At 67.6% G+C, this 11,415-nt stretch carries 10 protein-coding genes and 1 pseudogene; 8 read left to right on the forward strand and 3 right to left on the reverse strand.

Features of this window, described 5'->3' with window-relative positions; translation table 11 throughout:
- Position 1: 1 nt before the first annotated feature.
- Positions 2 to 1,147, reverse strand: coding sequence for an efflux RND transporter periplasmic adaptor subunit (locus KHC19_RS04695; protein WP_343207652.1), 1,146 nt, complete (start codon positions 1,145 to 1,147; stop codon positions 2 to 4).
- A gap of 340 nt (positions 1,148 to 1,487) precedes the next feature.
- Between KHC19_RS04695 and KHC19_RS04700 the strand changes: the two are divergent.
- A pseudogene (locus tag KHC19_RS04700) lies at positions 1,488 to 2,117 on the forward strand (ABC transporter substrate-binding protein); the annotation flags it as partial.
- A gap of 98 nt (positions 2,118 to 2,215) precedes the next feature.
- The gene (locus tag KHC19_RS04705; protein ID WP_213350947.1) at positions 2,216 to 2,812 is read left to right on the forward strand and encodes an IMPACT family protein; all 597 of its coding nucleotides are present in this window, start codon (positions 2,216 to 2,218) and stop codon (positions 2,810 to 2,812) included.
- Positions 2,813 to 2,903: 91 nt separating this feature from the next.
- Here KHC19_RS04705 and KHC19_RS04710 read toward each other — a convergent pair whose 3' ends face one another.
- Positions 2,904 to 3,815: a LysR family transcriptional regulator gene (locus KHC19_RS04710; protein WP_213350949.1), complete on the reverse strand. Its 912-nt coding sequence runs from the start codon at positions 3,813 to 3,815 to the stop codon at positions 2,904 to 2,906.
- A gap of 162 nt (positions 3,816 to 3,977) precedes the next feature.
- Here KHC19_RS04710 and KHC19_RS04715 point away from each other — a divergent pair, with 162 nt between their 5' ends.
- From KHC19_RS04715 to KHC19_RS04735, 5 genes are all read left to right on the forward strand, one after another.
- The gene (locus KHC19_RS04715; protein ID WP_213350950.1) at positions 3,978 to 4,955 is read left to right on the forward strand and encodes a Bug family tripartite tricarboxylate transporter substrate binding protein; all 978 of its coding nucleotides are present in this window, start codon (positions 3,978 to 3,980) and stop codon (positions 4,953 to 4,955) included.
- A gap of 188 nt (positions 4,956 to 5,143) precedes the next feature.
- The gene (locus KHC19_RS04720) at positions 5,144 to 5,626 is read left to right on the forward strand and encodes a tripartite tricarboxylate transporter TctB family protein (RefSeq protein ID WP_213350951.1); all 483 of its coding nucleotides are present in this window, start codon (positions 5,144 to 5,146) and stop codon (positions 5,624 to 5,626) included.
- A 63-nt stretch (positions 5,627 to 5,689) separates the two neighbouring features.
- Positions 5,690 to 7,210 carry a tripartite tricarboxylate transporter permease gene (locus KHC19_RS04725; protein ID WP_378297088.1) on the forward strand — a complete coding sequence of 507 codons (1,521 nt, stop codon included), beginning with the start codon at positions 5,690 to 5,692 and terminating at the stop codon, positions 7,208 to 7,210.
- Positions 7,211 to 7,268: 58 nt separating this feature from the next.
- On the forward strand, positions 7,269 to 7,946 hold the full coding sequence (locus KHC19_RS04730; protein ID WP_213350953.1) for an RraA family protein: 678 nt from the start codon (positions 7,269 to 7,271) through the stop codon (positions 7,944 to 7,946).
- Between the two features lie 32 nt (positions 7,947 to 7,978).
- Entirely contained in the window at positions 7,979 to 9,151 is a 1,173-nt protein-coding gene (locus KHC19_RS04735) for an alpha-hydroxy acid oxidase (RefSeq protein ID WP_213350954.1), read from the forward strand.
- 131 nt (positions 9,152 to 9,282) lie between these two features.
- Here KHC19_RS04735 and KHC19_RS04740 read toward each other — a convergent pair whose 3' ends face one another.
- Positions 9,283 to 10,110, reverse strand: coding sequence for an oxidoreductase (locus KHC19_RS04740; RefSeq protein ID WP_213350956.1), 828 nt, complete (start codon positions 10,108 to 10,110; stop codon positions 9,283 to 9,285).
- 80 nt (positions 10,111 to 10,190) lie between these two features.
- Here KHC19_RS04740 and KHC19_RS04745 point away from each other — a divergent pair, with 80 nt between their 5' ends.
- Positions 10,191 to 11,114, forward strand: coding sequence for an AraC family transcriptional regulator (locus KHC19_RS04745; protein WP_213350958.1), 924 nt, complete (start codon positions 10,191 to 10,193; stop codon positions 11,112 to 11,114).
- The last annotated feature ends 301 nt before the right edge of the window (positions 11,115 to 11,415 follow it).

Below are 11,415 nucleotides of genomic sequence, written 5' to 3' on the forward strand. Positions count from 1 at the left end.
GTTATCGACCCATCGCCGCCGGGGCCGGAGCCGCGCCCGGATCGTCGGTTGCCGGCACGACGCGCATCACGGCCCCCGGCCGGGCATTCTGGATGCCCTGGACGATCAGCCTCTCGCCGCCCGTCAGCCCCTCCTCCACCGTCCAGTTCTGGCCGATCTGCGCTCCCGTCCGAATGCGCTGCAGGACGACCTTGTCGTCGCCGTCGAGGACGAGGACGAAGCGGCCTTCGCGGTCGAGCTGCACCGCGCCGACCGGCACGACGGGACGCGTCCGCGCTTCGGCGGGACGGATCACCAGCGTCACGAACTGGCCGGGCACCAGCAGCGCCCGGGGATTGGGAAAGAGCGCGCGCACCGGAACGGTACCGGTGGCCGGGTCGAGCTCGTTGCCCACGAACTCGATCCGCCCCTGTTCCGGGTAATCCTGCCCGTTCGACAGCCGCAGGGTCGGCACATAGGACTGCGCGCCCCGGGACGCATTCTCCATGCGCATGCGCCAATCGAGGATGACCTGATCGCTGACGGAAAACACCACCCGGATCGGATCGACCTGGACGATGCGCGCCAGCGCCCCCGAGGAGGGGCCGACCAGGCTGCCGACGGCAAAGGCCGCGACCCCGATCCGCCCGGCAAGCGGCGCCCTGATGGTCGTGTAGCTCAGGTTAAGCTCGGCCTGGCGGACATTCGCCTGCGCCGAACCGACGGCCGCTTCCGCCGTGTCGCGCGCCGTCCGGGCTTCGTCGAGGGCGGCCTGCGACGCAGCCTGGGTGCGCCGCAGCTCCTGGTTTCGTTGCAGCCGCGTTTCCGCGTCCCGCAGGGTGGCTTCCGCCCCCGCGAGGCTGGCCCGGGCGGATGCCAGCGCCGCGTCATAGGAGGCGGTCTCGATGAGGAACAGCACCTGGTCCTTCTGGACCTCCTGGCCTTCCTCGAAGGAGCGCTGCTGGATGAACCCCTCGACCCGTGCCCGAATGTCGACCGCGTTTACCGCTTCGACCCGCCCGACGAACTCGGTGGCGGGCGCGACATCCTGTATCCGCACCGGCTCGACGACCACGGGCAAGGGCGCGTTCTGGGCGACGCCGACGATGGTCGCCGGGCCGCACAACATCACGAGACCGCCGAGCAAAAAGATGGCCCGCTTCGCCACCGAACCCACCAACGGCCTCGCTGTCCCAGCCCTCGAGTCACATCGCGATTCAGTAGCCATGGCTGGCGCAGCTTATCGAGACGCCAGGGCAAATGCCATCGCCCATTGCCGACACCGCCGCCGCGCCGGTGCCCGGGAGCGGTTCCGGCTGGCGCATGGCGCGTTTGTTTCCTCTTCGCGGTTCCACGGCGCGGCTCACCCGGCACCCGCCTTCTCCCGCAGGCAGTTCAAACATCTTCGTTCAAGGACCGGGCGAGAACAGCTCTCTGCCGGCGTATAGAATATAAAAATAATAGGCTATTGCTTCGACTAGCGGCATGACGCCAAGCTCTACACCGACAACTGGAAGGTCGCGACCAGCGTGCTGGCGCCGGGCACGCTGGGCTACAAGGACCTGTCGGCCAAGTTCGCCTTCGATGCGGCCAGATCGAACGGCTTCCTCGACGCCGCCGGCTGGACCGAGCGCGGCACGGACAGCATCCGGCGCAAGGATGGCAGGAAGCTCGAGATCAACATCTATGTCGACGTCTACGACAACACGTCGAAGCAGCTCTACCAGCTCGTCCAGTGGCAGTTGAAGAACATCGGCCTCCAATTGAACATCAAGGAGACCGACTATTCGAGCTATCCGACGGTGAGTTCGGACATCTCGGTCGGGCTGCGCCGCAATGGCTGGCCGTCGGAGGATCCCTATACGCTCACCGTTTCCTATCTCAGCACGCTCGGCGACCGTTTCCGGCTCAAGGGCGAGGACAAGAAGCTCGAGCAGCTTCTCGCCGACCATGTGACGGCGGTCGATCCCGAACGCCGTGCCGAGCTGCTCGGCGAGCTTCAGGACTATCTCATCGACAATGTCTACGCGATCCCGCTGCTTGAGGATTCGCAGGTTTTCGTGCTGCGTCCGAACGTGAAGGGCTTCGGACAGACGCGCTCCTATCCCTGGTTCTACAACACATGGCTGGATGCGTGAGCGGCGACCGGTAAGACGGCGCGCCGTCGAACCCGCCCGTCGCCCTCATATCCCCTGCCGGAGGAGGATCAAGGGCTCGGGTCGTGGTAGAGGAGCGCATGATCGCACGCCTCACCCTCGTTGAACTCGCCACAGGCGAGCAAGAGATCAGGAAGAGCCGTTTCATTGCCGTCGCCGGTCCCGTCGCGGACGAGGCGGCGGCGAAGGATTTCATCGCGGCGCAGTCGGATCCGGCAGCCAATCACAATTGCTGGGCATGGCGCCTGGGGCAGAACTACCGCTTCAACGACGATGGCGAACCCGGCGGCACCGCCGGCAAGCCGATCCTCGCCGCGATCGACGGGCAGGGCCTCGACCGCGTCGCCGTCGTCGTGACGCGCTGGTTCGGCGGCATCCTTCTGGGCAGCGGCGGCCTGATCCGTGCCTATGGCGGAACCGCGGCCCTGTGCCTGCGCGAAGCCGGGAAGGTGGCGCTCATCGAGACCGTCTCCGGGACGGCCACCTGCGGGTTCAGCGAGTTGACGCGGCTCCAGGCGCGGCTGGGCGCGCTTCCGGCCGTGCAGGTGGACGTCCAGGCCTTCACGGATACCGGTGCGATCCTGTCGGTGACCGCGCCGAAATCGGAAGCCGGCGGCGTGGACCGACTGCTTGCGGATCTGACCAGCGGACGCTCGGCGGTCCGATGGAACCAATAGCCGCGGCAATGTCCGTCGCGCGAGACGGCGCGCCGCGTGCAACCGACCAGCGGAACCGGGCACCCGCCAAGAGAGCCGCCGGTTCCGCACCTCACCCGGGGCGATATGTGGTTTCCTGCCTCAGCAAGGACGAGACAACCGGCATGTTCATCCGCGCCTGTGCGAGAAACGCGTCGATCAGCCGGGCACGCGGCGAGGACCGCAGCCACACGAAACCGATGCGCCGCGGCGGGCTGGGCAATGGCAGCGCCATGCGCGCCAGCGACAATCCCTCGGGCCAGGGCGGGCTCCAGTCCGGCACCAATGCGACGCCGAACCCGCGATCGACCAGCACGGCGACTGCGTCGAGCGTCACCAGTTCGAAGCGCGCCCTCGGCGCTAGATTGGCGGCCCGCAAATAGTCGTCGATCAGCCGCGCCGCCCAGTTCGGGCCCTGCCGAATGAAGGGCTCGGTCGTCAGCAGCGCATGGGGATCGCTGCCGGCGAGCCGCTTCGGCGCCAGCAGCATCAGCGGTTCCTCGCGCAATAATTGCCAGCCGAGCGTCTTGGGCAGCTCGAAGGGCGGGCGCACGATGATCGCTCCGTCCAGTTCGCCCTCCATCACCTGGCCGTACAGTTCGGGAGGACGGCCCGGCGCGATGTCGATGAACAGGTTCGGGTGCTGCCGGCTGCACGCCATGAGGATTTCCGGCAGCATGCCGGTAATGCCGTTGGGAATGGAGCCGATGCGCAGCTCCCCGCGCACCTCGCCGTCATGCGGCACGTTCCTGACGTCCTGGATCAGGCGCAACGCCTCCCGCCCCCGTTCGACCACCGCGTGGCCGGAAGCGGTCGGCCGCACCGTGCGGCCGGAGCGGACGACCAGCCGCATGGACAGCTCGTCCTCCAGCGCGCGCACCCGCTTGGCGGCGGCGGCAGGGGTGATGCCCAGCCGCCGCGCGGCCTCGGCAAGCGAGCCACAGTCGACCACGGCGACGAAGGTTTCGAGAAACAGCGTGTTCATTACAAACCAAAAGTATCGTCTGAACGAACAATAAACTACCTTTTTGCAAGGTCCGATTGATGGCCAACTGTCTTCCAAGCTCGGGCGCATCGAACGATCCCGACCGACATTCGCAAACCGGGCGGATGTCGATGAACACAAGAACGCTCATGGGAGGCGATGATGAAGACGACATTCCGCAGCTCGCTGGCGGCGGCCCTGATGCTGGGCGCGTTTGCGGCCCCGCTTCTGAGCCCGGCTCCGGCGCAGGCGCAGATCCGGGGCATCGAGATCCTGGCGCCGGGCGGTCCGGGCAGCAGCTATGATTCGAACGCCCGCTCCGTCCAGTCGGCGCTGCAGAATGCCGGCCTCGCCACCGGCGTGCAGGTCTCGAACCTGACGGGCGGCGGCGGTCTCATCGCGCTGACGCAGTTCGTCACCAGCAAGAAGCGCTCTCCCTATCTGCTCAGCGCCGCCTTCTCGCTGCTCAGCAACACCATCATCCAGAAATCGGCCGTCACCTTCGACGATGTGACGCCGCTGGCCCGTCTGACGGGCGATTATCAGACGATCGCCGTTGGCGGCGGTTCCGACATCAAGACGCTCGCGGACTTCATCGAGCGCCTCAAGAAGGATCCGGGCAGCGTTCCCGTCGGCATCGGCTCGCCCGGCGGCATCGATCATGTTTTCCTCGGCCGCTTCGCCAAGGCCATCGGCGTCGACCCGACAAAGCTCAACGTTGTCGTCATCAACGCCGGCGGGGAGACGCTGTCGCAGCTGATGGGCGGGCATATCGCGGCTGCGGTCGCCGGCCGCAGCGAATTCGCCGCGCAATACGCCTCCGGCCAGCTTCGCGAACTCGGCGTGGCCTCGGCGGCCCGCCTGGCGGGCGTCGATACGCCGACGCTGAAGGAACAGGGCGTCGACGTCGAACTCGCCACCTGGCGCGGCCTACTCGTCCAGAAGGACATGCGCCCGGCCGAGCGCGAGAAGCTTGGCCAGGCCATCGCCGAGATGGTCAAGACGCCCGCGTGGAAGGAAACGCTGGCGCAGCGGGGATGGATCGACATCTACATGCCCGAAGCCGAGTTCGCTCCCTGGCTCAGGCAGCAGAAGATCGAGCTCGAAGCCACCCTCACGGATATCGGCGTACTCAAATAGCCTCGCACGCCCCCTCCGCTCGCGACGTCGGTCATGGAGCCTTCCCGCGAAACGGCAGGTGCGGCCCGAGCCGCGCCGAGGGCCGGGGGCCGTAACCTTCGCCCTGCCGGACATCTCGCCGCCACGCGAGAGGCCGTGGCGAGACGCAAGCTCCGGTCAGCCGGACCTCACCTGAGAGGGAGCCACATATGAGGCGCGCTTACACCTGGCATCGCCCCGACCTCGCGCTCGGCTCGGCCCTGGTCGTGCTTGCGGGCGTGGTCGCCTCCTCCGCCGCGGCCCTGCCGCGAGGCGCCGGCTTCTTCGCCAGCGCCCAGTTCTTTCCCTACCTCATCGCCACGGGCCTTGCCCTGGTCGGTCTCGTCATCGTGCGGGGCGCCCGCCAGCCGGAAGACAGCCAGGAAGCCGTCCCCCGCCTTGACGGATGGGCTGTCCTGCTCATCGCCGCGGGGCTCGTGGCCGAGCTGGTCCTGCTCGACACGCTGGGGTGGATTCCCGCGGCGACCGTGCTGTTCGCCGCCGCCTCGCGGGCCTTCGGCGAGCGCCGGCTCTGGCTCGACATCCTCATCGGCCTTGCGCTGGCCGGCGTGCTGTTCGTGGGCTTCGACCAGGGCCTCGGGCTCGACCTGCCGGTCGGCTCGCTCGTCGAGAACTGGCTCGACGCCGACTGACCCGCCCGCCCCGACCAGAAGCGCACCCGCCATATCGCTGCCCCGAAAGGTTCCGAATTCGTGCTGGAAACCCTCGCCGCCCTTAGTAACGGCTTCGCCGTGGCGCTGACGCCCTATGCCCTGATGTGGTCGGCGCTCGGAGTCACGCTCGGCACGGCGATCGGCGTGCTCCCCGGGATCGGGCCGGCGCTCACCGTCGCGCTGCTGCTGCCCGTCACCTACCAACTCGATTCCACCTATGCCTTCATCATGTTCGCCGGCATCTACTACGGCGCGATGTATGGCGGCTCCACCACCGCCATCCTGCTCAACACGCCCGGCGAAAGCGGCAGCATCATCACGGCGGTGGACGGCCACGCCATGGCGCGGCAGGGCCGCGGCGCCCAGGCGCTCGCCACCGCCGCCATCGGCTCCTTCGTCGCCGGCACCATCGCCACCGCCGCGCTGACCTTCGTCGCACCGCTGATGGTCCGGCTGGCGCTGATGTTCGGCCCGGCGGAATATTTCGCGCTCATGGTGCTGGCCTTCACCACCATCACCTCGCTGTTCGGCAGCTCGGTGTCGCGCGGCTTCGCCAGCCTGCTCATCGGCCTCGCCATCGGCCTTGTCGGGCTCGACCTGCAGACTGGGCAGCCGCGCCTCACCTTCGGCTCCATCGAACTGATGGACGGCATCGATACCGTGGTGCTTGCCGTCGGCCTGTTCGCCATCGGCGAGACGCTCTACCTCGCCGCGCGCCATCGCTTCGAACGGGAAGAGATCTATGCGCTGAAGGGCTCGCTGTGGATGAGCCGGGAGGACTGGGCTCGTTCCTGGAAGCCTTGGCTGCGCGGCACGCTGCTCGGCTTTCCCATCGGCGCCATGCCGGCGGGCGGCAGCGAGATCCCGACCTTCATGTCCTATGCGCTGGAAAAGCGGCTGTCGAAGCATCCCGAGCAGTTCGGCCACGGCGCCATCGAGGCGGTCGCCGGGCCGGAAGCGGCCAACAACGCCGCCGTTGCCGGCGTACTGGCGCCGTTGCTCGCCTTCGGCCTGCCGACCTCGGCGGTGGCGGCCATCATGCTCGCCGCGTTCCAGCAATATGGGCTGCAACCGGGACCGCTGCTGTTCGAGAACAATCCGCAGCTCGTCTGGGGCATGATCGCCAGCCTCTACATCGCCAATGTGCTGCTGCTGATGCTCAACCTGCCCATGGCCGGGGTCTGGGTGAAGCTGCTGCTCATTCCGCGCCCGTGGCTCTATGCCGGCATCCTCGTCATCTCGACGCTCGGCACCTACACGCTCAACAACAACGCCACCGATCTGGTCATCCTGTGGGCGATCGGCCTGCTCGGGCTCGGCATGCGCATCACCAACGTGCCGGTGGCGCCCTGCATCGTCGGGCTGATCCTCGGTCCGCTCGCGGAGCAGCAGTTCCGCCGGGCGCTGGTGATCAGCCAGGGCGACCCCTCGGTCTTCCTCACCCATCCGATCTCGGCGGGGCTGCTGACGCTGGCCGTGCTGCTGGTGGTGCTGCCGGCCCTGCATCGCCGGCGAACGCCCAAGGCCGCGCCCACGGCCGCGCTCGCGGCGCCGGAAGCCTGACCGCGCCGGATCGGATCGAAACCCTACGCGCCCTCGCGACCCCACCGGAGACAGACAGATGACCATCGGCTTCAGGATCAGGAAGAGCTGGCCGCGCGTCAGCCCCGCGGCGGCCGAACGGTTCCGCGACATCCCGGTCGCCAACGTCTCGGATTCCATGTCGCGCATGTTCGCCGGCGGCGCCCGGCTGAAGCGCATGCACCGCAGCGGCATGCTCATCGGCCCGGCCTTCACGGTGAAGACCCGGCCGGGCGCCAACCTCATGCTGCACAAGGCGATCGACATGGCGGAGCCGGGCGACGTCATCGTCGTCGATGCCGGTGGTGAAGTGACTTCCGCCCTCATCGGCGACATGATGATTACTCATGCGATCCAGCGCGGCGTGGCCGGCTTCGTCATCAATGGCGCGGTGCGCGACGCCGACGCCATCTTCGAAACCAACCACCCGACCTTCGCCCTCGGCGCCACGCATCGCGGCCCCTTCAAGGAGGGGCCCGGCGAAATCGGCTTTCCCATCGCCATCGCCGGCATGGTGATCGAGGCCGGCGATCTCGTGCTGGGCGATGGCGACGGCGTCGTCTGCGTGCCGCGGGCGGAGGTCGATACCGTCTACCTCGCCGCCCGCAAGAAGCAGGAAGCCGAAGCCCGGCAGATCGAGCAGACCCTCGCCGGCACGCTCGACCGCTCCTGGGTGGACAAGTCCCTGCATGAACTCGGCTGCACATTCGTCGACTGAACGCGCCCGACACGACAACGGAACTCACCACCATGAGCGACACCTCGGCCCGTCTGCAGCGGATACTCTCACTCGACGACCTGGAAGGCGCGGCGCGGCGCTTCCTGCCGCGTCCGCTGTTCGGCTATGTCTCCGGCGCCGCGGAAACCGGATCGTCGCTGCGCGGCAACCGCGCGGCGTTCGACGAATGGTCCTTCGTGCCGCGCGTGCTCAACGACGTCTCGAAGCGCAGCACGGCGACCACACTGCTCGGCACGCGCTACAGCGCGCCCTTCGGCATCGCCCCGATGGGAATCTCGGCGCTGATCGCCTATCGCGGCGATCTGGTGCTGGCCGAGGCCGCCCGCGACATGAATGTCCCGATGATCGTCAGCGGCTCCTCGCTCACCCGCATGGAGGAGATTGCGGCGGTCTATCCGGGCGCGTGGTTCCAGGCCTATGTGCCGGGAGAGCCGGCACGCATCGAGGCACTGGTCGCCCGCGTCGCCGCCGCCGGCTTCAAGACGCTGGTGGTGACGGTCGACGTCTCGGTCTCGGCCAATCGCGAAACGAATATCCGCACCGGCTTCTCCACGCCGCTGCGTCCGTCGCTACGCCTTGCCTGTGACGGCCTCATGCGTCCTCACTGGACGTTCGGCACCTTCCTGCGGACGCTGGCCCACGGGATCCCGCATTTCGAGAACACCCAGGCGACGCGGGGCGCGCCGATCATCGCCCGCAACGTGATGCGCGATTTCGGAGCGCGCGATCATCTTAGCTGGACCCATCTCGGGCAGATCCGTCGGCTCTGGTCCGGCCGGCTGGTGGTCAAGGGCATTCTCGACGCGCGCGATGCCGCGCTGGCCGCCGAGCACGGCGCGGACGGCATCATCGTTTCCAATCACGGCGGCCGTCAGCTCGATGGCGCCGTCGCCCCCCTGCGGGCGGTGGAGGCCGTCGCGCGGCATGCCGGCGGCATGGCCGTGATGCTGGACGGCGGCATCCGGCGCGGTTCCGACGTGCTGAAGGCGCTGGCCCTGGGAGCGCAGTTCGTTTTCGTCGGCCGCCCCCTGCTCTACGCCGCCGCGATCGGCGGCACGCCCGGCGTGCGCCATGCCCTCGACCTGCTTCAGCAGGAAACCCTGCGCAATCTCGGGCTGACGGGCCTCACCGCCCTCGAAGACGTCTCGCGGGATATGCTGGTCTCCACGAAGGCGCCGCAGTGAATGGCAAGGTGGCCGCCGGGGGCCGCACGGCGCGGGAAGCGGACGGCTGATCTCCCGCGGCGAACGGACCTTTGCCTTCATCGCGGTAACGGAAGCTTTCCCGGCTGACGGGCCTCCAGTCGCCGGCTCGATCAGCCATCGGTCGAGAGCGTCACGGCTTCCCACTCGCCGATCTCCTTCCTCAGGCGCTCGAGCTTGTCGGAAACCAGGTGAAGGGCGTCGCTACCGAGCAGAAGCTGCGCCGGCGGATCTTCCGTCGCGACCAGGTCCAGCACGGCGGCTGCCAGCCTGTCGGGATCGCCAAGCTGCTTCCCGCTCTTCGCCCGCCGTGCCAGACGCATGGGATCGAACAGCTGATCATAGTCGGCAACGGACCTCTCGCTCCTGACCATCGAACGTCCGGCCCAGTCGGTTCTGAACGAACCGGGGCAGAGCGCCGTCACATGGACGCCGAAGGGGGCCATCTCGGCACGCATGACTTCCGAAAGGCCCTGGAGGGCGAACTTGCTGGCGCAGTAGAAGCCGAGGCCCGGCATCGTGATCATGCCGCCCATCGAGGTCACGTTGACGATGAACCCGCGGCGCCTCTCGCGGAATCTCGGCAGGAAGGCCTTGGCGACCGCCACCGCGCCGAAGACATTCACGTCGAACTGCCGCCTCATCTCGTCGAGCGGCGACTCCTCGATGATGCCCTCGTGACCATATCCGGCATTGTTGATCAGCACATCGACGGGGCCATGCTCCGCCTCAGCCCGCCGGACGATCTCATCGACCCGGTCGAACCGCGTCACATCGCAGAAGACCGGGCGTACCGCCGGCAGGCGCTCCTTCAGACGCTCGCGCGCCTCCTCGGACCGCACCGTGCCGATAACAATGTCGCCCTGATGGATCGCGGCCGCTGCGATGGCGTAGCCGAAGCCGGAATTTGCTCCGGTGATGAAGAAGGTCCTGCCCGACATGTGTCACTCTCTTCTTGAGGATGGATGCCCATGACGAATAATCTTCGCCTTGGGCGGTATCGATCCTCAAATCTCTAAGAGTGTTGCCTGATCCTATGAGCGAGCCTCCTCCGAGAGCGATCAGACGCGAGCTGCTGGAACTGGCGGCGCGGCTCGCCCCCCGTCACGGCTACAACCCGACGGGGCTGCGCGGCGTCCGCATCCTGAGGACGGAGGAGATCCTTGAAGACGTTCCGGTCCTCTACCGGCCGGGCGCGGTGTTCGTGCTGCAGGGCCGCAAGCAGGGGCTGCTCGAAGGCAGGGTCTATCTCTACGACGAGGAACACTATCTGGCCGTCTCGGTACCCGTCCCGTTCCGCATGAGGTCGACGGCGAGCCCGGAGCGTCCGTTGCTGGCCATCTATGTCGAGTTCGACATGCGCCTGGCCGCCGAGATCGCGTCGCGGTTCGATCGAGGGCGGCCGGAACCTGCGGAGGTAAAGAGCCTGGTTTCCAGCCCCATGGAGCCGGAGCTGGAGGACGTGCTGCTGCGCGCGCTCCGCCTATTGCGCGATCCCGTCGAGCTTGCCGTCCTGGGCGACGGCGTCCTGCGGGAGCTGCACTACCGGGTACTCGTCGGCCCCCAGGGCGGGGCGATGATCGCCGCACTTCGGCAGCTGGGCTCATCCGGGAGGATCGTGCAGAGTCTTGCCCGGCTTCGGGAAAACTACCGCGCGGCGACATCCGTCGGCAGCCTGGCGCGGGAGGCGGGCATGAGCGTGCCCTCCTATCACGCCCACTTCAAGGCGCTGACGGGCAGCACGCCGATGCAGTATGTAAAGGCGACGAGACTGCACGAGGCGCGCTTGCTGATTGCCCGCAACGACAAGACGATCGCCGAGGTCGCAGTCTCCGTCGGCTATGTAAGCCCAGCCCAGTTCAGCCGGGACTTCCGGCGGCATTTCGGACGGACGGCATCGGAAGAAGCGCAATGGGTCCGTCACCATCTCGGAGAAACGGCCTGAACGCCCCGTCCGAAGGAAACAGGCAGAAGTCGGACGACTGAATCCGCCTCGTCGCGAAAGACGCAGGTCGCGATTGCGGCCGCGCCGCCGCCGTCTCTCCGAGAGAGAACGCCGGCGAAACGCTCGCGCCCCGAGAGACCCGGCCTTCGCGCATGAGCGGGATGGACGTCGATCCCGTGCCCGCCGCCGAAGACGTGCCGGCGGGTTTCCTAATTGTGCGTGTCGAAATCGGTGGCGATGGAGATGTCGCGCCAGGCGGCGATGTCGGCCCGGAAGGCGTCCAGCTTCCTTTCCGCTACCG

The sequence above is a fragment of the Ancylobacter oerskovii genome (assembly GCF_018390555.1).
Lineage (GTDB): Bacteria > Pseudomonadota > Alphaproteobacteria > Rhizobiales > Xanthobacteraceae > Ancylobacter > Ancylobacter oerskovii.

Bases quoted from the DNA above. Each gene is read 5' to 3' on its own strand.
- KHC19_RS04720 (WP_213350951.1), top strand. From the start codon at position 5,144: ATGAGGCGCGCTTACACCTGGCATCGCCCCGACCTCGCGCTCGGCTCG.
- KHC19_RS04715 (WP_213350950.1), top strand. From the start codon at position 3,978: ATGAAGACGACATTCCGCAGCTCGCTGGCGGCGGCCCTGATGCTGGGC.
- KHC19_RS04735 (WP_213350954.1), top strand. From the start codon at position 7,979: ATGAGCGACACCTCGGCCCGTCTGCAGCGGATACTCTCACTCGACGAC.
- KHC19_RS04730 (WP_213350953.1), top strand. From the start codon at position 7,269: ATGACCATCGGCTTCAGGATCAGGAAGAGCTGGCCGCGCGTCAGCCCC.
- KHC19_RS04710 (WP_213350949.1), bottom strand. From the start codon at position 3,815: ATGAACACGCTGTTTCTCGAAACCTTCGTCGCCGTGGTCGACTGTGGC.
- KHC19_RS04705 (WP_213350947.1), top strand. From the start codon at position 2,216: ATGATCGCACGCCTCACCCTCGTTGAACTCGCCACAGGCGAGCAAGAG.
- KHC19_RS04740 (WP_213350956.1), bottom strand. From the start codon at position 10,110: ATGTCGGGCAGGACCTTCTTCATCACCGGAGCAAATTCCGGCTTCGGC.